This window comes from Flavobacterium limicola, from assembly GCF_003634755.1.
Taxonomy (GTDB): Bacteria; Bacteroidota; Bacteroidia; order Flavobacteriales; family Flavobacteriaceae; genus Flavobacterium; species Flavobacterium limicola.
The window spans coordinates 73,001-98,346 of sequence record NZ_RBXA01000002.1; the positions used below are offsets into that span (position 1 = coordinate 73,001).

Below are 25,346 nucleotides of genomic sequence, written 5' to 3' on the forward strand. Positions count from 1 at the left end.
ATGAAAATAGTAATTATAAACTCAGGGAGTTCCTCCATAAAATACCAATTAATTAACATGCCGGCGAATGAAGTGATTTGTTCGGGGATGATTGATAGAATAGGATTGGAAACTTCAAACCTTACTTACGTAACGGATACGACTAAATTAGAAGAAACGTTGCCTATTGCAAACCATAAAATAGGATTAGAAAAGATCGCTAAGTTGCTGATGGATGAAAAAGTGGGGGTGATTAAAAGCACAGAAGAAATAGAGGCGGTCGGACATCGTGTGGTACATGGCGGAAGCGCTTTTTCCAATACGGTAGTTATTACAACTGAAGTAAAAGACAAAATCAGGCAGCTTTTTGATTTAGCGCCTCTGCATAATCCTGCCAATTTAGAAGGGATAAATGTGGCGGAAGAAATTTTTAGTTTAGCACAACAAGTGGCCGTTTTTGATACTGCTTTTCATCAAACAATTCCTGTTGTAGCGCATAAATATGCGGTACCAAATTATCTTTTGACGGAAAATAAGATTCGTGTTTACGGATTTCACGGTACAAGTCACAAATACGTTTCGGAAAATGCGATTCGTTATTTAGAACATAACACGAAGAATAAAGGGTCTAAAATTATCACGATACATTTAGGGAACGGTTGCAGTATGACCGCAATAAAAGATGGGAAAAGTATTGATCATACATTGGGTTTTGGTCCAATGAACGGATTAATTATGGGTACCCGAAGCGGAGATGTGGATCAATCCGTAATATTTTATTTGGTAAATACTTTGGGTTATTCGCTTGAAGCCGTGAATACAATGTTGCAAAAACAAAGCGGAATGCTGGGGCTTACCGGTTACAGCGATTTACGAGATATTGAAGCCAATGCGGAGAATGGAAATGCGGATTGTCAATTGGCTTTAGCCATGAATGCGTATCGAATTAAGAAATATATTGGTTCTTATTCAGCCGTTTTAAATGGACTCGACGCCATTATTTTTACGGCTGGGATTGGAGAAAACTCTTCTTATATCCGGAAATTAGTGTGTACGGATATGGATTATTTTGGAATAGCATTGGATGCTTCCAAAAATGAAATTCGCTCGAAAGAAATTAGAGAAATCAACACAGCAGAATCCAAGACTAAAATATTGGTAATTCCTACCAATGAGGAAATCGAAATTGCCAATCAGGTTCACCATTTGCTGTTGAATTAAAACAAAAGCAATATAATAAGATCTCCTTGATTTAGACTTTTTATATACAGTTAAATTATATTTTAAATAGATATCAATGGGTTAAATTTAATTTTTATTAAGTTAATTCTTAAAATTAAAAACAATTTATTACCACTACAAGGTTGTAGTTTTTTTTTAATAAAATAGTATTAGATTAATAATTAGTTTTGATTTAATAAATTAACAAATAACCAGATGAGATATTTATTTTCTGTTTTTTTCGTTTTTGCAACGGGATTACTTCATGCACAAAACGTACAATCTCCCTCGAATAAAATTGCGGTCAATTTTAAATTATTAGGAAATGGGAAACCTGCATATACGGTAAATTATAAAAACAAAGCAGTCGTTTTAGAAAGCGCTTTAGGTATTAAATTAAAGGAAAAACTAGCTTTAGACGCAAATTTTGAAATACTGACTTCAAAAACTTCTAGTTTCAACGACTCTTGGAAACCAGTTTTAGGGGAGCAATCCAGTATTAAAAATCACTATAATGAACTTAATATTTCGCTTATCAACAAGGAAACTAAGGTAAAAATGAATATCATTTTTAGAGTTTTTGATGAAGGAGTTGCGTTCAGATACGATTTTCCAAAACAAGCGGAGTTGAATTATTTCATCATTTCTGATGAGGTTACACAATTCAATTTAACCGAAAACAATAAAGTATTCTGGATTCCAGGAGATTTCGACAGTAATGAGTACGAATACAATGAAACTAAATTTTCTGATATTGATAACAGCAAAATCAATATGAACAACGGAATTGGAGTAAAATCAATTCCAGGGAAATACATGGTTCAAACGCCGTTAATGATGAAAGCGCCATCAGGTTTGTATCTCAATATTTTTGAGGCTGCAGTTGTCAATTATCCAGTCATGCATTTGAATGCTGATGTCACAAATTATAAATTAAAAGCCGAATTAGTTCCGAACGGTATTGGTGACAAAGCTTATTTGCAAACACCCTGCGTATCGCCTTGGAGAACTATTATGATTAGTGATGATGCCAGAGATATTGTGGCTTCCAAAATGATTTTGAACCTAAACGAACCGTCAAAATTAGAAGATACTTCTTGGATAAAACCCATGAAATATGTTGGAATTTGGTGGGAAATGCACGTAGGGAAATCTACTTGGGATTATGCCGGTTCTCAAAACGCCACTAATTTTGCAGATGCACCAAAAGCATCGGGGAAACACGGTGCTACTACCGAAAATACCAAACGATACATTGATTTTGCTGCAAAAAATGGTTTTGATGGCGTATTGGTAGAGGGTTGGAATGTAGGTTGGGAGGATTGGAATGGAAACTGGAAAGAGGAAGTTTTTGACTTTACAACACCATATCCGGATTTTGATATTGCAGCTCTTTCGGCTTATGCCAAAGAAAAAAATGTCAAAATGATTATGCATCATGAAACATCAGGTTCTGTCAGTAATTATGAAAGGCACTTGGATCGCGCTTTTGATTTGATGAAAAAATACGAATATCCAGCAGTAAAGTCTGGATATGTGGGTAAAATCATTCCGCGTGGCGAATTTCATGACGGACAATCAATGGTGAATCATTTCAATTTTGTGGTAAAACGCGCTGCGGATTACAAGATCATGATTAACTCTCATGAATCGTCAAGACCAACCGGTTTTGGAAGAACGTATCCTAATTATATCGCTGCCGAAGCAGCTCGTGGGAATGAATTCAATGCATGGAGCGTTGGAAATCCACCGATGCACGAAACTATTTTGCCTTTTACAAGACAACTGGGTGGGCCTATGGATTATACGCCGGGAATTTTCGAAATCAAAATGAGTTATTATGATAAAAATAAAACGGAGCAGGTTCATACCACTTTAGCCAAACAACTGGCTTTGTACGTTACAATGTATTCTCCGTTGCAAATGGCGGCCGATTTATTAGAAAATTACGAGAAATACCCAGATGCGTTTCAGTTTATCAAAGACGTTGAAATGGATTGGGATGAAAGCAAATATTTAGAAGCGGAACCAGGCGATTATCTTACGGTTGCCCGAAAAACCAAAGGAAAAGAAACTTGGTTTTTAGGAGCAATCACAGATGAGAATGCCAGAACATCAGAAATAAAATTAGACTTCCTGACCAAAGGAAAAAAATATAAAGCTATTATTTATGAAGATGCGAAAGATGCCGATTGGAAGAACAATCCAATTGCTTATAAAATAAGAACAATGACAGTGACGAGCAAATCAAAAATCAAATTGAATTTGGCTCCGGGTGGAGGAACGGCAATTAGTTTTGAACCAATAAATTAATAAGGATATCCTGCAAGAGCTTTAAACTTGCAGGATTTTTTTTTTGAATCTAACATAAAATATTCGTTAAGAATTACGAAATTGCGACAGCAACCAAAACCAAAATTATAAAGAAGAATATCAAAAAAGACCTCAATTTATTATGAAAAAATCAATTGTTTTAGCAGCACTTTTATTTGGTGGAATCACCGTATTCGCGCAAACTAAAGACGAACAAGCGTTAAAAGATATTTACAAATCATCCCTGACCAATGCCAAATGTTATCCTTGGCTGGACCATTTGTCGAATACAATCGGATCCCGATTATCAGGTTCCGCAGGAGCTGAAAAAGCGGTTTTGTATGCCAAAGCACAATTGGAAACACTGGGTTTAAACAAAGTCTACCTTCAGGAAGTAATGGTGCCAAAATGGGTTCGTGGCGAAAAGGAAATCGGGTATTTACAACTGGGAAAACAAAAGATTGATTTCCCAATTTGTGCCTTAGGAGGTTCTGTAGCAACACCAAAAGCTGGATTGAATGCCAATGTGATAGAAGTAAAAAGTTTAGAAGAATTAGCCGCTCTTGGCGAAGCAAAAGTAAAAGGGAAAATAGTTTTTTTTAACAGACCCATGAATCCTGAATTTGTAGAAACATTTAAGGCTTACAGTGGTTGCGTGGATCAGAGATCATCAGGAGCCAGAGAAGCTGGGAAACTGGGCGCTTTGGCAGTGATTGTTCGTTCAATGAACTTAAGATTAGATGATTTCCCGCATACAGGTGCAACTAATTATGGCGACATTGCAAAAGAACAACGCATTCCAGCAACTGCTATTAGTACCAATGGTGCCGAACTCTTAAGTAAAAGTTTGAGAACCAATCCCAATGCAACTTTTTACTTGAAACAATCTTGTGAAACATTTGCTGATGTTTTATCCTATAATGTTGTTGGCGAAATGACCGGTTCTGAGCATCCTGAAAGAATAATGGTCGTTGGTGGGCATCTTGATTCTTGGGATCTTGGAGATGGTTCTCACGATGATGGCGCAGGATGTGTCCAAAGTATGGAAGTGTTGAATATCTTCAAAAATATTGGATACAAGCCTAAAAATACGTTGCGTGTGGTTTTGTTTATGAACGAGGAAAACGGTGTTCGAGGCGGAAAAGAATATGAAAAACAGTCCAATAAAAACAATGAAAATCACATTTTTGCTTTAGAAAGTGATTCGGGTGGATTTTCTCCAAGAGGTTTTTCAATTGAAGCTGATGAAGCTAATTTTAATAAAATCAGTAGTTGGGCAACATTATTTGAACCCTATTTAATTCACAAATTTGTAAAAGGACATTCCGGAGTTGATATTGGTCCTTTACAATCCAATCACATCGTAAAAGTGGGATTACAGCCGGATTCTCAGCGTTATTTTGATTATCATCATGCTGCAAATGACACTTTTGATGCTGTCAATAAAAGAGAGTTGGAACTTGGAGCGGCAGCAATGACTTCTTTACTTTATCTTATGGATCAGAATGATGTAGTAAAATAAAAAAACTTTAATTTGAAGTTGCTAAATTCAGTTTTTTCAATATTTGAAAGAAATAGTGAATTTAGCACCTTCATTTATTTTACTCTCCACCGCAATTCTGCCGCCTAGGCTAGTAATATGATTATAAACTAAATAGAGTCCTATGCCGTTACTGTCGCTATTGCTATGAAATTTTTCGTACAATCCAAAAATCTTATCCCGCACTTTATCCATATCGAAACCAAGTCCATTATCAGAAAAAATTAATTGATTTACTCCATTGACTTTTTTTGAGTGGATAGTTATAACTGGTACATGATGTGGTTTTGCATATTTAATAGAATTGGTTACTAAATTCAAAAAAATACTTTTGATATATGCTTTGTTAAAAGTAACATTTTCAAAAGCTGAAAAGTCAACATTAATTACGGCTTTTGAATCTTGGACTAAAGAACTTATAGAAATTAGGACTTCTTTCAGTGATTCATTTAAATTTATTTCTTCTATTTGAGTATTGATACTCTCATTTTCTACTAATTCATCAATGGAATTACTTAATGTTTGTTTTAAATTTTCACTGGTTAATTTAAGAATGTTTATCAGTTCTAATGTTTCAGGATCATTGATTTTTGAAACATCAATAAGACTGAAAACAGAAAGTAAGTTGTTAATAGGTGACTTTAAATCATGGGATGTTTTATGAGATAAAACGGTAAGTTCTTTATTGATTTGGGTCAAATTTGCAAGGAGTAGATTACGTTCTTCTTCGATTTTTTTTTTATGGGTGATATTTTTTGCAATTGCGTACACTAATTTTTCGGACTCGACAGGCATTGATGTCCAAGATAACCAAACAATTTCGCCGCTTTTAGTCAAATACCGATTTTCAAAATTCAAAAGAGGCTTATTTTTATATACTTGTTCCCTAGTTTCGATAGTAATTTTAAGATCTGGAGCATAAACAAAACTGCTTATGGGTTTTGCATACAATTCTTCATCAGTATATCCCAATAATTTTGAGACAGCGGGATTTATTCTTTTGAAATAGCCATCAAATCCTGCAATGCAAATAAAATCTGCTGATATATTAAAGAAATTATCAAAGTGATAGTCCGTTTTTAAAGAAGAAATTGAGGCGTTATTTTCGGTCATTTATAATTTTAAAAAATTATTTAGTGCTAAAGAAATCCGACTTTAAATAAAAAAGTCTGATGGATAAATTTAGCTAATTATAATTAAAAAAAAGAAAAAAAAGAAAAACAATTCTACTGTTATTGATTCTGTAGATTTTGATTATTTTAAATATAAATTCATAAAAAAAAGCCATCATAAATGATAGCTTTGATAATTTTTGATTGAGGATGAATTAAATTCTAAAAATTCCACCCAAGGCAATGATTCTCTGAAAAAAGAAAAAATCTTGTGAAGCACTGTCATCTGTACTTTGTGTAGTTCGAATGTCTTGCATATTAATATAGCCACCTTTAAGCTCTCCTTGAATATAAAAGTGTTTGAAAAAAGTAACATTCAATCCAGCTTTCAAAGAAGTTCCAAAACCCGAAACATGAAAATCATCATGACGTTCTTTTCCTAATAAGGTTGTGTTCGTTTTTGGATATAAAAGTCCAAAACCAACTCCTTCAGTTAAATTGATTTGAATTTTATCGGTATTTTCAATTTTGAAAATAGATGAAATATCATCATGTCGAGAAAACTCTGTATTCACATAATTCAAACCATCGGTATGCTCATACTTTAGAAATTCTTCAGTCAAAAGCACTCGGTTATTCGCCAACAATTCATCATAAGATCCCGGATTTGGATAATACCCATTGATGTCAACAGCCTTATTTTGCGACATCACATATTTCATGTGATCCACACCTATTGCAACACTATAATGGTCACTTATGAAATACCCCATTCTAAAATTAGTTTGAGGAATAGTCATTCTGGCGGGATTAATATAGTCTACATGCCAACCTTTTGGTTTGTCATGCGCTTGAACATTTTCTAAAGTAAAATTGTAATCTTTACCTCGAAAAGTAATGTCTGATTTGGAGTAACTCTCTCTGTTTCCTCCCCATGAAATAAAAAATTTTCCTTTATTATGAGTGGTATATTTATTTTGAATTTCTGTAGTTTCCTGTGCAATTGTGTTATTGGTAAATAAAATAGTAAGGAATGCGGAATATAATAAAAAATGTTTCAATGAATTTGGGGCCTAAATTTAAAATGTATTAATTGTTTTTCTGATAGCGACTAACTTGGTCATTAAGGATTCGAAATAATCCAAATGCAACATATTTGCACCATCGCTTTTTGCATTAGCAGGATCAAAATGGGTTTCAATAAAAATTCCATCTACACCTACAGCAATACCAGCTTTGGCAATTGTTTCAATCATATCAGGTCTTCCGCCAGTTACACCTGCTGTTTGGTTGGGTTGTTGCAGCGAGTGCGTAACATCAAGAACAGTAGTAGCGTATTGTTGCATCGTAGGAATTCCTCTGAAATCAACAATCATATCTTGGTAACCAAACATGGTTCCTCTATCTGTAATCATCACGTTTTCATTGTGACAATCCAATACTTTTTGAACTGCATGTTTCATGCTTTCCGGACTCATAAATTGTCCTTTTTTCAAGTTGACCACTTTCCCGGTATTCGCTGCAGCAACGACTAAATCAGTTTGACGCACTAAAAAAGCAGGGATTTGCAATACATCAACATATTGAGCCGCCATATCAGCATCTTCATTCGTATGAATATCCGTAACAGTTGGAACGTGAAAAGTCTCTGAAACTTTTCTTAAAATTTTCAATGCTTTTTCATCTCCAATTCCTGAAAAACTGTCAATTCTAGAACGGTTTGCTTTCTTGAACGAACCCTTAAAAACGAAAGGGATTTGTAAATTATCAGTAATACCAACTAGTTTTTCGGCAATTCGCATCGCCATTTCTTCCCCTTCAATGGCACAAGGCCCAGCTAATAGGAAGAAATTGCCACTATCAGTATATTTGATTTGTGGAATATGTTGTAGGTTCATAGTATGATTTTTTAAAGGTGCAAAGGTAGTTATGATTTACGATTTACGATTTACGATTTCCAAATAATTTAGGACATTAACTTTTTTTTAGGAGCTGTTTCCTGTCTCGTCATTAGGACGAGATTGCAATCTCCCTGAAAAACGGGAGGATTTTCACTAGCATCAGGGCTAGGGAATTGGTTTGCAAGGACATTTTGGGATTCGAAAAATATTATTTTTTCAATGCAAGTCCTACAGGAACCATCAAAACTCCTTTTTCATAGATGTTTAAATAAAGTATAACTGGTTTTTTCTGACCCACCCATTTTAATTCATAAACGTCAAGAAACCCGGCACCCATTTCGCTTCTTTTTGTTGGAAAAGGACAACAGCTTTCTAATTTTGTGTAAGTGATCTTTTCGCCACTTGGTCCTGCTAATGCATTCAAAAACCGACTTTGATTGATTGTTTCGTTTTTAGTGTTGTTAAAGAAAATATTGATGGGATAATCTTTATCATAACCATATTTTTTGTCTTTGCTGTATGCAGTAATCACAAAAGTATTGTCTTTTGAAAGGGTAAGGTTTGGAGCATTATCATCGGTGTTTTTCAAAGTAGATTGCGTACTGGAGCAAGAAGCTAAACTAATAAGTAAAGCAATAAGGAGGATTGATTTGTTCATGTTTTAAAATAAATTTATAGTTTAAATTCGCTTAAGTCTTAAAATAACAGCATTGTGTTGAATACATATTTTTAAACATATAAGACAAATAAGTTTTTTAATTTGAATAAAATCGAGTCAAGTTAGTAGTTCATTTAAGCAAAGTCTCTTTATCTTACAAAGAATATTTTTAACTTATATTTACTTTTTAACCCTAATTTGACAAACAAATTTTTTTAGCTTTCATGACTTATATGTTTAAAATTAAATGCTTTTCATTTTAGGACATGGCAGTGAAATTTAAATAGCAATTATAATACCATGCAATTTAAATAATACAAATATAAACAGAACTTTAGACCTTATTGCGTGTTCCTGCAATAATTTGGATTCGTACTTTTTTACCGAATTAATCATTTCTTCCAAAATCTCGTAAAATGCTTCTTATCTTTGCACAAAAAAACAATATGGATATTATTTCTCAAACATGGTCCTGGTATTTTTCTGGGTTTTTAATCGGATTGATTATGTTAGCACTTATATATTTTGGAAAGTCTTTCGGAATGTCTTCTAATTTGCGTTCGCTTTGTTCGATGGCTGGTTTAGGAAAACGAGTCGCTTTTTTTGATTTTGATTGGAAAGCACAACGATGGAATTTAGTTGTCGTTCTTGGAGCTATGTTAGGAGGTTTTGTTGCCGTTCATTTTATGAGTGATCCTTCAAATGTGGCTATTAATCCCAAAACAATTGCGCAATTAGCACAATTGGGTATCGAAGCTCCAAACGGAAAATTAGTGCCGGATGCACTTTTTGGAATCTCTATTTTAGAATCTCCAAAAAGTATTTTTATACTGCTTATTGGTGGTGTTTTGATTGGTTTTGGTTCTCGTTACGCAGGTGGTTGTACTTCTGGACATGCCATTTCAGGTTTGAGTAATTTACAAATTCCTTCGTTGAAAGCGGTAATTGGATTCTTCATTGGTGGATTAATAATGGCGCATTTTTTATTGCCATTAATTGTTAAGTAAAAAAGAAATAAGCAATCTCATTTAAAATTAAAATCATGAAAAATATACTAAAATATCTATTAGTTGGATTTGTTTTCGGAATTGTCTTGACTAAATCAGAAGCCGTTTCTTGGTATCGCATTTATGAAATGTTTCAATTTCAGTCGTTTCACATGTACGGAATTATTTCTGTGGCTATCTTGACAGGAATTATTGGGATTCAAATCATAAAAAGAAATAACATCAAAGATATCAAAGGAGAATCTATAGAAATTCTGGATAAAGAAAAAGGATCTGCTCGCTACTGGATTGGCGGTTTATTTTTTGGATTGGGTTGGGCATTGGTAGGTTCTTGTCCGGGTCCAATATTTATTTTGCTTGGAGCGGGTTTTTGGACTATTTTGATAGTTCTTTTTGGAGCGCTGTTGGGAACTTATTTATATGGATTATTGAAAAATAAATTACCTCATTAATCGACAAATAGCTTGCATTAAAATAGCATTCTCGTATGAAAATGCTACTTTTTTTTGTTTAATTTTAAAATGCCAATGACAATCAAGTATTGCGCAAGTAAATAGGTTGTCATGATCAAGAAGGAACCGTATTGCAACGTCGCATAGAATTTATCAAAGGCCAAAATACTGTCAGATGCTACAAAAACAATAGCGCCAATTAGAATGAATATGTTAGCTGGTTTTTGCCAATTTAAAAAACCTTTCAGTGCAAATAATAGCATAATTGAAATTGTGAGCGCGTAAACAAAAACTGGAATTTTTAGGTCACCCAAACTTGGTAACAAAATCAGCATCATTACAATTAAATAAAAGGCAATTGCTGTAACTCCTATCCAGAAAATGATTTTACTTTTCTTTAAATAAATCTTCAATTGTTTGCTAAAAAGGATGATATAAGAAATGTGCGAAAGAAGAAAAGCAATCAACCCTGCTATAAAATACAATTCTCCTTTGTCAGCAAATATCAAAATAATATCACCTATCCAAGACAAAGTCAAAGCGGTTAAAAGAATTTTTTTGGTAGTGAATCTTTCGTGAAAATAAACAGCTAAAAGTAAAAATGGCAATAAAAAGGGTTTCAAAAACCAAACTGTATTTTCATTCCCAAAAAATAGAAACGAAAGATAAACAAGACTAAATCCGATAAAACTATTTAATATTATGTTGCTTTTCATACGTTATTTTTAAGATTGAGCTACAATCATTGTTTCTTTTTCAAAATTACTGTTGACAAAATAAATGGTTACTATCAATGACAAAATAAGATATCCTGCAACAACATAACTTGCAAAAGGAAAGAGTTGATCCATTCCAAACCAATCTCCAAAATAGAGAATTAGCCCAATTCCAAATGCAAAGCGAATACTTTCCCAGAATACAGAAATTTTCCGAGTATCCATTAATTCCGTGTAACTGTAAACGGTCAGGAAAATGAATGCGCCGTAAATAAATACATTTGGCAAACCTATTATTGCTATGGAATTATACATATAACTAATAAGTAACAATGTAATAATAGCTTGAAATAAGGACCAGTACATCAGTTTTTTAGAATATTGAACGCCATATTTTTCAAAATTATAGACATCGGTGATTTTGGTAACGGGATATTTTTCTTCAAAATTTTCTGGACGCCAGCCTGTTGGTTTAAACCAAATGGTAAACTTATCTTTCCAGTTTTCGGAACGCCAAGCATCTGTAATCAGCAACCATAAATGCTGAAAATTTATCCGAATGGGATTCCAGGTTCTAGCTGGTCGTGTGATTCCAAAAACAGGCGGAACAGTTTCTAATTCTGCTTGAAAAGTACCAAACAATTTATCCCAAATAATGAATATTTGTGAATGATTCTTGTCCATATATTCTGGATTTATGGCGTGATGAACCCTATGGTGAGAAGGAGAAACCAGTATGTTTTCCAGAAAACCAATTTTCTTAATGTGCTTGGTATGATACCAGAATTGGAGGAATAAATGAATCGGTAAAGTTATTGCAATTACTTTGGAGGGAACTCCTAAAAGAGCCGCCGGAATCAATAAAAAGGTAAACAAATTGACAAAACTGGAAACGGGTTGGCGTAGGGCACAAGCCAAATTGAATTCCTCACTACTGTGATGAATGGCATGTTTGTTCCATAAAAAATTAATTTGATGAGACAAACGATGGCTCCAATATCCGTAAAAATCAATAGCAATAAAGCCAATAAAATAGGTGAAAAAGGTTGCTTGAAGATCGAATAAAGCTATTTTAGATACGATCCAATCGTAGGAAACCAGCGTAATGCTGAGTCCCAAAACATCTTTTAGGGAGTTTACCATTCCGGAGCTTACACTCGAAACGGAATCCATGTTAGGTGATGTATCTTCCCCTTTATAATGCCCATAAATTTTCTCGATGATAATCAATATTAAAAAAACGGGCATTACAAAAACTAAAATTTTACCGTATTCTTCCATAAAAACACTTTTTTTTATTCAAATATAGAATAAAAGAGAATGTTTTTGAATTATTCACAGTAATTTATTTTTTAAAGGGAAGTTCTGATTATTTTTAAATTATCTCTGCATTTAATCCTGCTTCTAATAATTGATTGCATTGAGGTTTTAATTTTTCGTAAGGACCTGTTTTCACGGTACACTTTCCATTATAATGTACGATTAACGAACATTGTTCTGCTTGTTCCGGAGTGTGATTACATACGCGAATCAAAGTTTCAATGACATGATCAAAAGTGTTTACATCATCATTGTAAACGACTATTTCATTGTCTAAACTTATAGCTTCCTTAACACTAACTCTTTCTCTTACTTTTTCTTTAGTACTCATTTTGTAGGTTTTTGTACTTTCGTAATTAATAAAAAAACAGTACCACTAATTTACATATTTTAAAGACACCCAATTGTTTCTTTCAAATTTTTTAACATACGTTAATCCTTTTTCAGTACAAGAAGCATCTATAAATGGTATATCTTCCTGATAAAAACCGCTTAGAAGTAGCGTTCCATTAGGATTTAAACTGTCTACATAACTTTGCATATCGTTCAACAAAATGTTTCTATTGATATTAGCAATAATCAAATCGTATTTTTTACCTTCTAGTAATGCTGCTTCACCTTCATAAACCGTAATGTGTTTGCAATTATTGCGTTGTGCATTTTCTATAGAATTTAAATAACACCAGTTATCAATATCAATGGCGTCAATTGGTTGGGCTCCTTTCATCTCGGCAAGTATTGCTAAAATGGCAGTTCCGCAGCCCATATCCAATGTTTTCATCCCGGTAACATCCATTTCCAATAAATGCTGGATCATCATGTGTGTCGTTTCGTGATGCCCCGTTCCAAAACTCATTTTTGGTTCAATTACAATATCAAATTCGGCATCCGTTTTTGGGTGAAAAGGCGCACGTACATGACAATTTCCATCAACATCAATTGCTTCAAAATTCTTTTCCCATTCTTCATTCCAGTTTACTTGTTCGATTTCTTCAAATGTATAATTGATTGTAAACTCTTCAGATTGTAAAATATGAATATCTTCTAAAATAGTTTCATCCCATAAATCCTTTTGAACAAAAGCCGAAACACCTGTTTCAGTTTCTGTGAAACTCTCGAATGCTTTTTCTCCTAATTCTGCTATTAATATTTCAGAACCTAATTGCTTCGCTTGTTCGCTATTGCTCGAGTCTTTAGGCTCAATAGTAAAATGATACCCAATATAAATGTTTGACATGCTTATTTTTTTTGCAAAGGTACTATTTCTCTTTATTCTCATGATAAATTTAGCATATAAAAAAAGCGATGAAATCAATCATCGCTTTTTTTATAATCTAAACTTGAATTTATATAGCATTTATAATTGCTACAAAATCATCGGCTTTTAGTGCTGCTCCTCCAATAAGACCACCATCTACATCTGGTTTAGAGAATATTTCTTTTGCATTATCAGGTTTTACGCTTCCGCCATAAAGGATGGATACATTGTCAGCGATATCATTTCCATATGCTTTTCGAACGGTTTCTCTGATAAATTCATGCATTTCCTGGGCTTGTTCCGGAGAAGCTGTTTCTCCAGTTCCTATTGCCCAAACTGGCTCATAGGCCAAAACAATATTTTCCCAGTCTTTCGCTTCAATATGAAATAAACCATCTCGTAATTGGTTTTCTACCACATTAAAATGATTTTTTGATTGGCGATCTTTTAATTCTTCTCCAAAGCAAAAAATAACTCTCATATCATGTTCTAAAGCTGTATTTACTTTATTGGCAATCAAAGCATCCGTTTCATGAAAAATAGCTCTGCGTTCTGAGTGACCTAAAATTACAATATCTACACCAATACTTTTTAGCATATCTGCAGAGATTTCACCTGTAAAAGCACCACCTTCTGCTTCATGAACGTTTTGTGCAGCAACATCAATATTAGTAAATTCTAAATGATCTACAGCGGAAGCTAAGTTCACAAAAGTAGGAGCTACAATAACTTGAACAGTTGTGTCTGTTGGAATTTTTGCTATTAATTCATTTAATAAATCCTCTGTTTGCTCTGCATTTTTATGCATTTTCCAGTTTCCGGCAACAATCTTCTTTCTCATTTTAGTTGTGTATATTTAGTTTTTGGTTTTAATTTTTTTTTTTGAATCAGTCGTAAATGATATAGCGAATGATTATTTCAAACTTTTTAAGGTATCGTTAATTTTATCAAAATCAGTTTCAATAGCGCGGTATAATGCTATTTTTCCAGTTTTGTCTACGATGATGTATCTTGGAATCCAATCGACATCAACGGCTTTTGCAAATACACCTTTCATTTGGTCATTTGCCATGAAATGGTCCCCTTTCAATTCGTGTTTTTCAATTCCGGCTTTCCATTTATCGGCGGTTTTATCCATAGAAATAAACAAGTAAGCGACATCGGGATTATTAGCTTGTAATTCTTTTAGTTTGGGCATTGCTTTTACACAATCACCACACCATGAAGCCCAAACTTCGATTACCAATGTTTTTCCTTGGTGTTTTTTTAAAATATCCTGAAAAGCAACTTGACTTCCATCAGTGGCTAAAAGGGTTTCGGATAAAGCTTCTTTGGAGAATTCAGTTTTTTGTGCTTTTGTACAAGAAAATGTTGCAAAAGCAATTAGGAGCAGTATTATTCTTTTCATTTTTGAGTTGTTTTTATAACAAAGTTAAGCAAACAATTCGAATGAGGTATGTAGAATAGGAAATTTTGAAAGCTTAATTCGAAAATGACAAAGCAATATCGTTATAGTTTGAAAATAATCGAATGATTTGGATTCACCAGATTATTTAGAATGTATTTGTTGTTCTTGTTAAGTATTAAGTCGTAAAGTTTTCCTGTGAGACTTTACGACTTTGAACAGTATGATTTATTTAAAATTTTAAATCTGCAATGTCATTGTGATGTACTTTTTGAATTACAGTTCCTTTTTCAAGTATTACAATACTTGGATTGGCTCTTTCAATCGTTTTTAAAGTGATGGCGTCACAGAAGTAGAAATCAAATGTCATCCCAAATTGTTTTTTAGCTGCAACTATTTGTTCTGGAGTAGAAGAGGTCATTCCAATTACTTTATATCCTTTTGCTTTAGCTTCCAGACTCAGTTTTTCCATTTTAGCTAAACCATCTTTATCTGCATTTACTAAATCGTATGCTACAATCAACATTACTTTAGACGCTTCTAAAAATTCATCTTTATATTCAGAACCGTCTTTTTCCATTGTAAAATCATGAATAGGAGGAACGTAACCTTCTGTAATGACTTTGTCTTTTCGGTCCACAAATACAGCGCCTTCCGGAATTGCCATCAAATCTTTTTCAGTAAATTCTTTATCGACACCGCCCACTTTGTAAATAAAGACCATTTCCACCACAGATTTTTCTGCTCCATCAGGAATTCGCATTCCTTTTTGAATGTTATTTCCAACTTTGAACGGTCTAAAATCTATTATTGGTAAATGGTTTAAAACCCAAACTCCCATAAGCGAGGATAAAACGATACTGGCGTAAATAACTATGTTTTGTACGTTACTGCTAAACAACGGTTTTACTAGTTTTTGATTGAAAAATAATATCAGAATAAAGAAAAGTAAAACGATATCCTTAGTAAACGATTGCCAAGGCGTAAGTTTTAAAGCGTCTCCAAAACAACCACAATCTTTTACCACATTGTAATAAGCGGAATAAAAAGTCAGGAAAGTAAATAATACAATCAGGATTAATAAACTCCAAATAGTGAATTTGGTTTTGTAACCAATGAGTAACATGATACCCAGAACCACTTCCAGAATTACTAAAAACAAAGCGATTCCCAATGCAAATGGAATAAAAAACGGCATGTTAAAAACGGGTTCACTGAAATACTCCGCTAATTTATAAGAGAACCCAATTGGGTCATTCAGCTTGATTAATCCGGAGATAATGAATAGGATTCCAACGAAAATTCTAGAAAATTGAGTAATTATATTTTTCATATGAAGATAATATTTGTTTTTTAATGGAATATGGTATCACCATTCTTGATTCCATTTTGTGATTTTGGAATCCTAGCGATTTCATATTTAGTTATTGCTTTTATTGTTTATTTCCAAAACCCATCAAAATTAAAGCAAAAACCGAGTAATTTATCATGTCCTGATAATTAGCGTCGATTCCTTCAGAAACTAATGTTTTTCCTTTATTGTCTTCAATTTGTTTGACACGAAGTAGTTTTTGTAAAATCAAATCGGTTAGTGAGCTCACGCGCATTTCGCGCCAAGCTTCCCCATAATCATGATTTTTATCTTCCATTAAATCTTTGGTCAATTTAACTTTGGCATCGTATAATTCAGTTGCTTTTTCGACACTTAAATCAGGTTGATCCACAACGCCTAATTCCAATTGAATCAATGCCATAATAGAATAATTGATGATCCCGATGAATTCGCCCGTTTCATCTTCATCAATTTTGCGAACTTCATTTTCTTGTAAGCTTCTTATTCTTTGGGCTTTAATGTAGATTTGATCCGTCAATGAAGGCAATCTTAAAATGCGCCAAGCACATCCGTAATCTTTCATTTTGTTGATAAACAGTGCACGACAAGTCGCAATCACCGTATCATATTCCTTTGAAGTATTCTTCATTATTGGTGTATATTTGTCTTGAAATTTTTTCAAAAATAAGATAATTTTTTTGAATGTCGAATTTTGAAGTCTTTAAAACTGTAAACGAATGACTATTAACTGCAAAGGAATACTTGTTGACTTATCAACTCCTAAAGTAATGGGGATTTTGAATGTGACTCCCAACTCTTTTTTTGATGGAGGAAAGTATAAAAATGAAATAGAAATACTTTCTCAAGTCGAAAAAATGCTCCTTGATGGAGCAACTTTTATTGATATTGGCGCTTATTCCAGTAAACCAAATGCAGAATTTGTCTCGGAACAAGAAGAAATTTCGAGAATTGTTCCAGTTGTAAATTTGATTTTAAAACATTTTCCAGAAACCATAATCTCAATTGACACCTTTAGAAGTCAAGTAGCCAAAGCTTCGATTGAAAGCGGCGCGGCTATAATCAATGATATTTCAGCCGGAAATTTGGATGATAAAATGCTGGAGATAATTGCAAAATACAATGTTCCTTATATTATGATGCACATGCGAGGTAATCCGCAAACGATGCAAACACTCACGGATTATGATGATATTGTAAAAGAAATGTTGTTCTATTTTTCGGAGAAAGTGGCTATGGCCAGAAGTTTTGGAATAAATGATTTGATTATCGATCCGGGTTTTGGCTTTGCCAAAACAATAACTCAAAATTATGAAGTTTTTCAAAAAATGGAATTATTTAATATATTAGAACTCCCGCTTCTTGTTGGAATTTCCAGAAAATCCATGATTTATAAAACGCTTGATACTACAATAGAAAATGCATTAAACGGAACTACAGTTTTGAATACTTTGGCATTGACCAAAGGAGCAAAAATCCTTCGTGTTCACGATGTAAAAGAAGCTATGGAATGCGTTACATTATTCAATAAAATCAATTTATAAAGATGAAATATTTTACTCTGATTGTTCTTTTTGCTTTGTTTTCTTGTGGTAACAAGGAAGACATTTTATTACCAAAAGCCAATATTTCAATTGTCAAAAATGTAAATGATCTTTCACCAATCTATATTTTTTTCAGAACAAAAGGGAAGGATACTGTGGCTGAAGTAAACCGGAAAAACAGTATTATTTCTACCAATTGGATTCTAAATGTTGATAAACGTTTGCAATTACGACTTGCAATTCCAGAAATTATTAAGTTGCAACAAAAGAAGCGCGAAGAAAAAGCACACAAGAATGAAAAAGCCGAAAATTATTATTCGTACGCTGATACGATTGGGAAAAACTTAGCCTTTATTCCTTTTACTAATGTGTATTACAAACTAGAAAAACCAAAGTCAGGAGTTGTTGTATTTTTTACCAAAAACAATGAAGTTTTAGTGGATGATACTTTGGTAAAACAAGAAGAGTTGCAAACCTATTTGAATAAACTTCCGAGTAGTACATCAAACCAGTATGTTTTTTGCTTTGATAAAAACACAACTTTTGGAAGTTACATTCAAGATAAAATTTTTATAAATAGTTTAAAGTTGCCATCTTCGGAATTTAATATAAAACAAGAAGAATTTATTTACTAAACTTTAAACAAAGAAAACTTTAAACAAAATAATTACTGGTGATGATACGGTTCGTTTCTTAAAATGGTAAAGCCGCGATACAATTGTTCGATAAAAAACAATCGAACCATTTGATGCGAAAAAGTCATTAAAGACAGCGATATTTTTCCTTGTGCTTTAGCATAAACAGTATCCGAAAATCCGTAAGGACCGCCAATAACGAAAACTAAAGTCTTTACTCCGGAGTTCATTTTCTTTTGTAATTCTTCTGAAAAGCCTACACTTGAAAAGTTTTTTCCATTTTCGTCCAACAAAATAAGCTGGTCTGTCGGCGTAATTTTTGCTAAAATCAATTCGCCTTCTTTTTCTTTTTGTTGGCTTTCCGATAAGTTTTTTACGTTTTTGATATCAGGAATAATATCTAAATCGAACTTGATATAAAAAGACAAACGTTTGGTATAATCGTCTATTAAAGATTGTAAGGCTTTGTTATCAGTTTTACCGATAGCAATTAATTTGATGTTCATTTTTGTTGGATTTCAGAGGCGCAAAGATAGAGAAATTAACAGTTTTAATGTGTCTTTTTCTTTGGTAGAAATTAATAAAATGACTTTAAGTTTGTAAAGAAAAAGCTAGAATAATAATTTATTTTACCTCAATATTATCAATTAGCAATCGAAATGTCTCTTCTTTTTTATTACCTATCAGAAAAGTGATTTCTTCTAAATGAGAACCGTCATAATTAGGCAGATTTAATTTTTGTCCTCTGAATGCAGGATACAATTCCGTGATTGGAATTTCAATCGTTTGCCAATCTGTGGTAGTTTGAAAAGGAAACACATACGAATGGGAATCAGTTCGATGGGTCTTGACTCTAAATTGATATTGTTTACCATCTCCTTTAAGCCGAATGCAAAAATGTGTAGCATCTTTTAAAATCAATGGAGCAAAAACATATTTTACAGCACAAAATCCACCATTATTTTCTAAAGAAACTTTGCCTTCAAAAGTCCCAATTCCATTTGTATTGAGATAAAATTTACTTTCGGATATTCCGCCCATTACAGCGTCATTTACAACTTTCCACTTGCTTAAGTCGCTATTTAAATTAAAATCAAAAATTTTTATGGCATTCATTTTTGTAGGGTTTGTAAATTATTTTTTTTCTAGAAAGTTTTTGTTTTATTTTTAAAATAGCATTAGTCCAAAAAACTAAAACTGGCGTAAACTCTTTAGAATTTACGCCAGTTTTTATTTTGATGAATCATTTCAATTTCTATTTCGGTAATGGCGCACCCACGGCTATATCACATCGATGATTTTCTTGACCATGTGGCGGATTCATCCCTTCTGGAGTAGGAGTTGTTGGAGCAGTAGTTGCAACAGTTGAGGCAGTAGTCGTTGTAACAGTAGCAGCGGGGACAGGTTTGTTTTGTTGTGGAGTTGCTGGAGTAGTAGCCGCCGGAGAATTTAATGGTGCTCCAACTGGGATATCACAACGATGCCCAGATTGACCATGAGCAGGATTCGTTCCTTTTGCAATTGCACCTGAGGTTGTTACTGCAGTGTTCTGATTTGTAATATTTGCATTTTGCTGAGACTGAGTAGCGGTCAGAGCTTGTTGATTCTGCATCTGTTTACCAACTTCCGTGAAAGGAACGATATTTGTTGGTGTAGTGTTATTTGGTGTTTCTACTTCTTTTTTACAGGAAGTCAAAAGTAATGATGATATAAAAAGTAGACCTAAAAAAGATTTCATAAAAAGTGTTTTTAATTACTAAATTCAAATATAAGATTTTAAATAATAATGCCCTAAATAAAACAATTGATTTTTAAATATAGATTTCCGGATAGTATGTAGTCAATGTTTAAAGTTAAAATTGTATTTAAGAACTGAATAATTCTCTGGACTTTGATCTTTCAGTTGCAGTTTTTTTTTAATGAAATAGATTTGTTTGCTTCTTTTTTCCAAAGAACCAAGCCTACAAATTTTCAATTACACAAAATATATCTTACTTTAGCATCCTATAAATTTCCTATAAAAATGATCAGCGATATACAGTTTAAAAACGAGTTAGATATACTAATACAAAACGCGATACGAGAAGATGTTGGACCAGGCGATTACAGTTCATTAGCTTGCATTCCGGTATCTGCATCAGGAAAAGCAAAATTATTGGTCAAGGAAGACGGTATTATTGCTGGTGTAGCTTTCGCTAAAATGGTTTTTGAATATGTAGATCCTAATTTGCAAATTGAAACTTTTATTCAGGATGGAACTCCGGTAAAAAAAGGTGACATCGTTTTTCATGTATCAGGAAGTTCACAATCCATTTTGAAATCAGAACGTGTAGTTTTGAATTCAATGCAAAGAATGTCAGCGATTGCAACTAAAACTAAGGAATATGTTCGTTTATTAGAGGGAACAACTACTAAAATTCTAGACACACGCAAAACAACACCAGGATTTAGAGCTTGTGAGAAATGGGCAGTCAAAATTGGCGGAGGCGAAAACCATAGGTTTGCGTTGTATGACATGATAATGCTCAAGGACAACCATAATGATTTTGCCGGCGGAATCACTTTGGCGATAGCCAAAACAAAAGCATATCTTAAAGAAAATAATCTGGATTTAAAAATCATTGTCGAGGCCAGAAATTTGCATGAGATTGAAGAAATTCTGAAGAGCGAAGGCGTTTTCAGAATTTTAATAGACAACTTCAATTTTGAGGATACTAAAAAAGCAGTAGCTTTAATTGGTACAAAATGCTTGACAGAATCCTCCGGAAATATTAACGAAAATACGATTCGGAACTACGCGGAATGTGGTGTAAATTATATTTCTTCGGGCGCGTTGACGCATTCCGTATACAACATGGATTTGAGCTTGAAAGCATTATGAGTAAAGAAATTGAATTGAAACTACGAAGAATTCCAATTATACGGAATCTTATGTTTGGTTTAAAAAAGATAAAACTACCTTGGTTACAAGGCTTGTCTTTGTATGATTTAATTGAAATATATGGCTTAGGAATAGTAGAAAGCGCCTTAACCTATCACGCCAGTGCTATAGCATTTAGTTTTTTCATGGCATTATTTCCATTTGCCTTATTCATTCTAAATTTAATTCCATTCATCCCTATTGAAGGTTTTCAAGAAGATTTTTTGTTATTTGTCAAGGACGGAGTGCCGCCAAATACCTACGATGCTATTTACAAAATCATCAGTGATATTCTGAATAATAGTGATTCCGGATTATTGTCCTCGGGATTTATATTATCGATTTTCCTGATGGCTAATGGTTTAAATGGAATTTTAGGAGGTTTTGAAACCTCTCGTCATGTGCTTATCAAAAGAGGTTTTGTGCGTCAATATGTAGTTGCCTTGGGAATGTCGTTATTACTGTCCTTACTGTTATTAGTGACAGTGGCAATAATCGTAGTTTTTGAGGTTTTGATTCAAAAAACAGTTTTTAGTGATCAAATTCAATTAATCGTAATTGGCCGTTATGCTTTTGTTATTTTGATGATTCTGATGACCACTTCGATACTTTTCAAATTTGGTACAAAACACGACAAAAACCGCGCATTTATCTCGATAGGTTCAGTTTTCACAACCATTTTGATTATTTTGGATTCATATTTTTTTGGTATTTGGGTCACAAAATTTTCACAATACAATGAATTATATGGATCAATAGGCACATTATTGATTCTGATGTTTTACATTTGGATCAACTGTATGATATTGCTGTTGGGGTTTGAATTGAACGCCACTGTAAATAAACTAAAAATTAAAAAAGAGTAAATTATTAAATTAAAATAGTTTCAGAATTAGGAGCTATTTCCTGCTATTCGTTACAATCTTTTCTTTTTTAAAGAAATAAAGAAAAGGATTTCCACTACTATCAGGGCTAAAACAAAAACTATGAAAAAAAGTATTACTATTCTGTCCTTATTTATTTCAATGGCTTTTTATGGTCAAAATCAAACTGTTTTCGGGAAGTGGAAAACGATTGACGATGAGACAGGCAAAGCCAAATCAATTGTTGAAATTTATGAGCGTTCCGGAAAAGTTTATGGAAAAATAATTGACATAATAGATGTTGAAAAGAAAAAAAGCTTGTGTACTGCATGTTCAGGTGAGGAAAAAAACAAACCGGTTATGGGACTTGTTATCATCAAAGGATTAAAAAAAGATGGTAAAGAGTACAACTCAGGAAAAATTCTTGACCCAACTACGGGGAAACAATACAAATGCTTTTTAGCTTTGGACGGAAATGACAAACTCAATGTTCGAGGGTATATTGGCGTAGCTTTATTTGGAAGAACTCAAACCTGGAATAGAGTAAAATAATTATAAATTAAGAGTTATGAGTTCAAAGTAAAAAACTAAGCATAGCTCACAACTCATAACTCTTAATTACGATTAAATGTATTTCGTCGAAGTAATTTTACCACTTTCCCTAGCCAAAACCTTTACCTATAGTGTTTCCGAAACGGAATTTCATTACATCAAAAAAGGAATGCGGGTGGCGGTTCCTTTTGGGAAAAGTAAAATTTATACGGCTTTAGTTATTGAAATTCATCAAAACAAACCCGCATTATACGAAGCCAAGGAAATTCATCAAATTCTGGATGAAAGACCCATTGTAACTGAAATCCAAATTGCACATTGGCAATGGATTGCTTCTTATTATATGTGTGCCATTGGGGATGTGTATCGTGGCGCCATGCCAAGTACACTTTTGCTGGAAAGCGAAACCCTTATTTCTCAAAAAACCGATTCATTTATTGATACCAGTATTCTTTCTGATGATGAGTTTCTGGTTTATGAAGCCTTGCAGCAGCAAAGTTCTCTAAAAGTCCAAGATATTATTGCTATTTTAAACAAGAAAAATATCTTTCCTGTTATTCAAAAACTGGTCGATAAGAATATTTTGGTACTTCAGGAGGAAATACAAGAAAGCTATAAACCTAAGTTAGTTCGATACGTAAGGTTACATCCTAAATATGAATCCAATCAAGGCTTAGGCGAGTTATTGGAAATATTAAAAAATGCTACTAAGCAAAAGGAAATCGTAATGCGTTATTTCCAATTGTGCGCTACAGAAAAGACTCAAGGCGTAGCTAAACCCATAACCGTAAAAAAACTAATTGAGGAAGCTAATTCTTCTGCTGCGATTGTAAAAGCGTTAATCGAAAAAGAAATATTCGAGGATTATTTTCTTCAGGAAGACCGAGTAAATTTCAATGGGAAAATTATCGAAGGTGAACTGCGATTAAGCCCGGATCAGCAAAACGCTTTTGACGAGATTAAAGAAAGTTTCGCTCAAAAAGAAGTGTGTTTGTTGCATGGCGTAACTTCCAGCGGAAAGACCGAGATTTATATCAAACTCATTGAAGAATATTTGGAAACAGGAAAACAAATCCTGTATTTACTACCTGAAATCGCTTTGACGACTCAATTAGTGGGGCGTTTAAGGGCGTATTTTGGAAATAAAGTGGCTGTTTTTCATTCGAAATACAATAATAATGAACGTATCGAGGTTTGGAATCAAGTCTTGCAAAAATCGGAGAAAGCACAAGTGGTAATAGGAGCGAGGTCCGCTTTATTTTTGCCATTTCATGATTTGGGATTCATAATTATAGACGAAGAGCACGAACAAACCTTCAAGCAAGTAGATCCGGCTCCAAGATATCATGCACGAGATGCGGCTATAGTTTTGGCACATTCGCACAAGGCAAAAGTGCTTTTGGGTTCAGCTACGCCAAGTATAGAAACGTATTTTAATGCCAAATCTGATAAATTTGGTCTGGTGGAAATTTCCAAGCGTTTTGGTAACGTAATGATGCCCAATATCGAATTGGTGGATTTGAAAGACAAATACTTCCGTAAAAAAATGACCGGACATTTCAGCGATGTTTTAATCGAAGAAATTACAAACGCATTGTCTTTAGGAGAACAAGTAATTTTATTTCAAAACCGTAGAGGATATTCACCAGTTGTAGAGTGTATCACTTGCGGTCACATACCACAATGCCAGCAATGCGATGTAAGTTTGACGTATCACAAACATAAAAACCAGTTGCGTTGTCATTATTGTGGGTACACCATGGCAAAACCTACGCATTGTCACGCGTGTTCGAGTATTGATTTGACTACCAAAGGCTTTGGAACGGAACAAATCGAACAAGAATTGATTTCTATTTTTCCAAATTCAAAAATAGGGAGAATGGATCAGGATACGACACGAGGAAAATTTGGTTTCGAAAAAATCATTGATAGTTTCAAAAACAGAGTAATGGATATTCTCGTGGGTACTCAAATGCTTGCTAAAGGATTAGACTTTGATAATGTGAGTTTAGTAGGAATTATGAATGCGGATAATATGTTGTACCATCCTGATTTCAGGGCTTTTGAGAGAAGTTTCCAAATGATGACTCAAGTTGCCGGAAGAGCGGGGCGTTCAGAAAAACAAGGAAAAGTAATCATACAAACCTATAATCCGAATCACAATACCATACAACAAGTCACTAATAATGATTATTTAGGAATGTATAAGGAACAATTGTATGACCGACAAATATATAAATACCCTCCGTATTTCAGAATCATAAAGCTGACTTTGAAACAGCGTGATTATGATAAGTTGAAAGAAGGTTCCATGTGGTTGTACCAAGTGATGAGCCAGAACTTGGATATGCCAGTTTTAGGACCTGAAGAACCGGCAATCAGCAGAATTAGAAATGAATATATCCGTACGATTATTATCAAAATTCCTCAAAATGTGTCTATTGGAAACACAAAAAAAACTATTCAGAAAATGCTGAATAGTTTTGAAGCGGTTGCTAAGTACAGAGCTATAAAAGTTACTTTGAATGTAGATTTCTATTGAGAAATTATGTCTTGGATAAGAAAAGAATCAAACGGAATTTCTATTTGAGATTTTAAA

Annotated in this window: 26 protein-coding genes; 11 read left to right on the forward strand and 15 right to left on the reverse strand. The window is 33.5% G+C overall.

Going from position 1 to position 25,346, the window contains the following annotated elements:
- From BC952_RS07620 to BC952_RS07630, 3 genes are all read left to right on the forward strand, one after another.
- The gene (locus BC952_RS07620; RefSeq protein WP_121365042.1) at positions 1-1,200 is read left to right on the forward strand and encodes an acetate/propionate family kinase; all 1,200 of its coding nucleotides are present in this window, start codon (positions 1-3) and stop codon (positions 1,198-1,200) included.
- Positions 1,201-1,416: 216 nt separating this feature from the next.
- Entirely contained in the window at positions 1,417-3,513 is a 2,097-nt protein-coding gene (locus tag BC952_RS07625) for a glycoside hydrolase family 97 protein (protein ID WP_121365043.1), read from the forward strand.
- Positions 3,514-3,655: 142 nt separating this feature from the next.
- Complete coding sequence (locus tag BC952_RS07630; RefSeq protein WP_121365044.1) at positions 3,656-5,035, forward strand: M28 family peptidase; 1,380 nt, start codon at positions 3,656-3,658, stop codon at positions 5,033-5,035.
- Between the two features lie 36 nt (positions 5,036-5,071).
- Here BC952_RS07630 and BC952_RS07635 read toward each other — a convergent pair whose 3' ends face one another.
- The 4 genes from BC952_RS07635 to BC952_RS07650 all read right to left on the reverse strand — a co-directional run bounded on the left by BC952_RS07635 (position 5,072) and on the right by BC952_RS07650 (position 8,724).
- Positions 5,072-6,166 carry a PAS domain-containing sensor histidine kinase gene (locus tag BC952_RS07635; protein ID WP_121365045.1) on the reverse strand — a complete coding sequence of 365 codons (1,095 nt, stop codon included), beginning with the start codon at positions 6,164-6,166 and terminating at the stop codon, positions 5,072-5,074.
- 214 nt (positions 6,167-6,380) lie between these two features.
- A complete protein-coding gene (locus BC952_RS07640) occupies positions 6,381-7,226 on the reverse strand; it encodes a hypothetical protein (RefSeq protein ID WP_121365046.1) in 846 nt (281 codons plus the stop codon).
- 18 nt (positions 7,227-7,244) lie between these two features.
- Positions 7,245-8,063 (reverse strand): 3-deoxy-8-phosphooctulonate synthase, encoded by an 819-nt coding sequence (gene kdsA / locus BC952_RS07645; protein WP_121365047.1) that lies wholly within the window; start codon positions 8,061-8,063, stop codon positions 7,245-7,247.
- A gap of 211 nt (positions 8,064-8,274) precedes the next feature.
- Positions 8,275-8,724 (reverse strand): 2-dehydro-3-deoxyphosphooctonate aldolase, encoded by a 450-nt coding sequence (locus tag BC952_RS07650; protein ID WP_121365048.1) that lies wholly within the window; start codon positions 8,722-8,724, stop codon positions 8,275-8,277.
- Positions 8,725-9,170: 446 nt separating this feature from the next.
- On the opposite strand from BC952_RS07650, the gene BC952_RS07655 reads away from it, so the two are divergent.
- Both BC952_RS07655 and BC952_RS07660 read left to right on the forward strand, forming a co-directional pair.
- Positions 9,171-9,731 carry a YeeE/YedE family protein gene (locus BC952_RS07655; RefSeq protein WP_121365525.1) on the forward strand — a complete coding sequence of 187 codons (561 nt, stop codon included), beginning with the start codon at positions 9,171-9,173 and terminating at the stop codon, positions 9,729-9,731.
- 35 nt (positions 9,732-9,766) lie between these two features.
- Complete coding sequence (locus tag BC952_RS07660; RefSeq protein WP_121365049.1) at positions 9,767-10,183, forward strand: DUF6691 family protein; 417 nt, start codon at positions 9,767-9,769, stop codon at positions 10,181-10,183.
- A 44-nt stretch (positions 10,184-10,227) separates the two neighbouring features.
- Here BC952_RS07660 and BC952_RS07665 read toward each other — a convergent pair whose 3' ends face one another.
- From BC952_RS07665 to BC952_RS07700, 8 genes are all read right to left on the reverse strand, one after another.
- Positions 10,228-10,899: a lysoplasmalogenase gene (locus tag BC952_RS07665; RefSeq protein ID WP_121365050.1), complete on the reverse strand. Its 672-nt coding sequence runs from the start codon at positions 10,897-10,899 to the stop codon at positions 10,228-10,230.
- Between the two features lie 9 nt (positions 10,900-10,908).
- Positions 10,909-12,180 (reverse strand): sterol desaturase family protein, encoded by a 1,272-nt coding sequence (locus BC952_RS07670; protein WP_121365051.1) that lies wholly within the window; start codon positions 12,178-12,180, stop codon positions 10,909-10,911.
- Between the two features lie 94 nt (positions 12,181-12,274).
- A complete protein-coding gene (locus tag BC952_RS07675) occupies positions 12,275-12,550 on the reverse strand; it encodes an ATP-dependent Clp protease adaptor ClpS (protein WP_121365052.1) in 276 nt (91 codons plus the stop codon).
- Positions 12,551-12,595: 45 nt separating this feature from the next.
- Positions 12,596-13,456: a 50S ribosomal protein L11 methyltransferase gene (gene prmA / locus BC952_RS07680; protein WP_121365053.1), complete on the reverse strand. Its 861-nt coding sequence runs from the start codon at positions 13,454-13,456 to the stop codon at positions 12,596-12,598.
- Between the two features lie 109 nt (positions 13,457-13,565).
- The gene (gene tpiA / locus BC952_RS07685; protein ID WP_121365054.1) at positions 13,566-14,318 is read right to left on the reverse strand and encodes a triose-phosphate isomerase; all 753 of its coding nucleotides are present in this window, start codon (positions 14,316-14,318) and stop codon (positions 13,566-13,568) included.
- A 72-nt stretch (positions 14,319-14,390) separates the two neighbouring features.
- Complete coding sequence (locus tag BC952_RS07690) at positions 14,391-14,885, reverse strand: TlpA family protein disulfide reductase (RefSeq protein WP_121365055.1); 495 nt, start codon at positions 14,883-14,885, stop codon at positions 14,391-14,393.
- 229 nt (positions 14,886-15,114) lie between these two features.
- On the reverse strand, positions 15,115-16,215 hold the full coding sequence (locus tag BC952_RS07695) for a BT_3928 family protein (protein ID WP_121365056.1): 1,101 nt from the start codon (positions 16,213-16,215) through the stop codon (positions 15,115-15,117).
- A 100-nt stretch (positions 16,216-16,315) separates the two neighbouring features.
- Entirely contained in the window at positions 16,316-16,864 is a 549-nt protein-coding gene (locus BC952_RS07700) for a DUF1599 domain-containing protein (protein ID WP_121365057.1), read from the reverse strand.
- An 88-nt stretch (positions 16,865-16,952) separates the two neighbouring features.
- On the opposite strand from BC952_RS07700, the gene folP reads away from it, so the two are divergent.
- Together folP and BC952_RS07710 are read left to right on the forward strand one after the other, a co-directional pair.
- Positions 16,953-17,777, forward strand: coding sequence for a dihydropteroate synthase (gene folP, locus BC952_RS07705; protein WP_121365058.1), 825 nt, complete (start codon positions 16,953-16,955; stop codon positions 17,775-17,777).
- A 2-nt stretch (positions 17,778-17,779) separates the two neighbouring features.
- Complete coding sequence (locus BC952_RS07710) at positions 17,780-18,412, forward strand: hypothetical protein (RefSeq protein WP_121365059.1); 633 nt, start codon at positions 17,780-17,782, stop codon at positions 18,410-18,412.
- Positions 18,413-18,444: 32 nt separating this feature from the next.
- Here the strand turns inward: BC952_RS07710 and rlmH are convergent, their stop codons facing one another.
- From rlmH to BC952_RS07725, 3 genes are all read right to left on the reverse strand, one after another.
- Positions 18,445-18,918 (reverse strand): 23S rRNA (pseudouridine(1915)-N(3))-methyltransferase RlmH, encoded by a 474-nt coding sequence (gene rlmH / locus BC952_RS07715; protein WP_114753979.1) that lies wholly within the window; start codon positions 18,916-18,918, stop codon positions 18,445-18,447.
- 118 nt (positions 18,919-19,036) lie between these two features.
- Positions 19,037-19,528 carry a CIA30 family protein gene (locus BC952_RS07720; RefSeq protein WP_121365060.1) on the reverse strand — a complete coding sequence of 164 codons (492 nt, stop codon included), beginning with the start codon at positions 19,526-19,528 and terminating at the stop codon, positions 19,037-19,039.
- A 139-nt stretch (positions 19,529-19,667) separates the two neighbouring features.
- Entirely contained in the window at positions 19,668-20,150 is a 483-nt protein-coding gene (locus tag BC952_RS07725; RefSeq protein WP_121365061.1) for a hypothetical protein, read from the reverse strand.
- A 285-nt stretch (positions 20,151-20,435) separates the two neighbouring features.
- On the opposite strand from BC952_RS07725, the gene nadC reads away from it, so the two are divergent.
- The 4 genes from nadC to priA all read left to right on the forward strand — a co-directional run bounded on the left by nadC (position 20,436) and on the right by priA (position 25,289).
- Entirely contained in the window at positions 20,436-21,293 is an 858-nt protein-coding gene (gene nadC / locus BC952_RS07730; RefSeq protein ID WP_121365526.1) for a carboxylating nicotinate-nucleotide diphosphorylase, read from the forward strand.
- Complete coding sequence (locus BC952_RS07735) at positions 21,290-22,198, forward strand: YihY/virulence factor BrkB family protein (RefSeq protein WP_121365062.1); 909 nt, start codon at positions 21,290-21,292, stop codon at positions 22,196-22,198. The genes nadC and BC952_RS07735 overlap by 4 nt, the downstream gene beginning before the upstream one ends.
- A gap of 120 nt (positions 22,199-22,318) precedes the next feature.
- Positions 22,319-22,747 (forward strand): DUF2147 domain-containing protein, encoded by a 429-nt coding sequence (locus BC952_RS07740; RefSeq protein ID WP_121365063.1) that lies wholly within the window; start codon positions 22,319-22,321, stop codon positions 22,745-22,747.
- Between the two features lie 76 nt (positions 22,748-22,823).
- On the forward strand, positions 22,824-25,289 hold the full coding sequence (gene priA, locus BC952_RS07745) for a replication restart helicase PriA (protein ID WP_121365064.1): 2,466 nt from the start codon (positions 22,824-22,826) through the stop codon (positions 25,287-25,289).
- The last annotated feature ends 57 nt before the right edge of the window (positions 25,290-25,346 follow it).

Bases quoted from the DNA above. Each gene is read 5' to 3' on its own strand.
- BC952_RS07620 (WP_121365042.1), top strand. From the start codon at position 1: ATGAAAATAGTAATTATAAACTCAGGGAGTTCCTCCATAAAATACCAA.
- BC952_RS07625 (WP_121365043.1), top strand. From the start codon at position 1,417: ATGAGATATTTATTTTCTGTTTTTTTCGTTTTTGCAACGGGATTACTT.
- BC952_RS07630 (WP_121365044.1), top strand. From the start codon at position 3,656: ATGAAAAAATCAATTGTTTTAGCAGCACTTTTATTTGGTGGAATCACC.
- BC952_RS07635 (WP_121365045.1), bottom strand. From the start codon at position 6,166: ATGACCGAAAATAACGCCTCAATTTCTTCTTTAAAAACGGACTATCAC.
- kdsA (WP_121365047.1), bottom strand. From the start codon at position 8,063: ATGAACCTACAACATATTCCACAAATCAAATATACTGATAGTGGCAAT.
- BC952_RS07650 (WP_121365048.1), bottom strand. From the start codon at position 8,724: ATGAACAAATCAATCCTCCTTATTGCTTTACTTATTAGTTTAGCTTCT.
- BC952_RS07655 (WP_121365525.1), top strand. From the start codon at position 9,171: ATGGATATTATTTCTCAAACATGGTCCTGGTATTTTTCTGGGTTTTTA.
- BC952_RS07660 (WP_121365049.1), top strand. From the start codon at position 9,767: ATGAAAAATATACTAAAATATCTATTAGTTGGATTTGTTTTCGGAATT.
- BC952_RS07665 (WP_121365050.1), bottom strand. From the start codon at position 10,899: ATGAAAAGCAACATAATATTAAATAGTTTTATCGGATTTAGTCTTGTT.
- BC952_RS07670 (WP_121365051.1), bottom strand. From the start codon at position 12,180: ATGGAAGAATACGGTAAAATTTTAGTTTTTGTAATGCCCGTTTTTTTA.
- BC952_RS07675 (WP_121365052.1), bottom strand. From the start codon at position 12,550: ATGAGTACTAAAGAAAAAGTAAGAGAAAGAGTTAGTGTTAAGGAAGCT.
- prmA (WP_121365053.1), bottom strand. From the start codon at position 13,456: ATGTCAAACATTTATATTGGGTATCATTTTACTATTGAGCCTAAAGAC.
- tpiA (WP_121365054.1), bottom strand. From the start codon at position 14,318: ATGAGAAAGAAGATTGTTGCCGGAAACTGGAAAATGCATAAAAATGCA.
- BC952_RS07690 (WP_121365055.1), bottom strand. From the start codon at position 14,885: ATGAAAAGAATAATACTGCTCCTAATTGCTTTTGCAACATTTTCTTGT.
- BC952_RS07695 (WP_121365056.1), bottom strand. From the start codon at position 16,215: ATGAAAAATATAATTACTCAATTTTCTAGAATTTTCGTTGGAATCCTA.
- BC952_RS07700 (WP_121365057.1), bottom strand. From the start codon at position 16,864: ATGAAGAATACTTCAAAGGAATATGATACGGTGATTGCGACTTGTCGT.
- folP (WP_121365058.1), top strand. From the start codon at position 16,953: ATGACTATTAACTGCAAAGGAATACTTGTTGACTTATCAACTCCTAAA.
- BC952_RS07710 (WP_121365059.1), top strand. From the start codon at position 17,780: ATGAAATATTTTACTCTGATTGTTCTTTTTGCTTTGTTTTCTTGTGGT.
- rlmH (WP_114753979.1), bottom strand. From the start codon at position 18,918: ATGAACATCAAATTAATTGCTATCGGTAAAACTGATAACAAAGCCTTA.
- BC952_RS07720 (WP_121365060.1), bottom strand. From the start codon at position 19,528: ATGAATGCCATAAAAATTTTTGATTTTAATTTAAATAGCGACTTAAGC.
- BC952_RS07725 (WP_121365061.1), bottom strand. From the start codon at position 20,150: ATGAAATCTTTTTTAGGTCTACTTTTTATATCATCATTACTTTTGACT.
- nadC (WP_121365526.1), top strand. From the start codon at position 20,436: ATGATCAGCGATATACAGTTTAAAAACGAGTTAGATATACTAATACAA.
- BC952_RS07735 (WP_121365062.1), top strand. From the start codon at position 21,290: ATGAGTAAAGAAATTGAATTGAAACTACGAAGAATTCCAATTATACGG.
- BC952_RS07740 (WP_121365063.1), top strand. From the start codon at position 22,319: ATGAAAAAAAGTATTACTATTCTGTCCTTATTTATTTCAATGGCTTTT.
- priA (WP_121365064.1), top strand. From the start codon at position 22,824: ATGTATTTCGTCGAAGTAATTTTACCACTTTCCCTAGCCAAAACCTTT.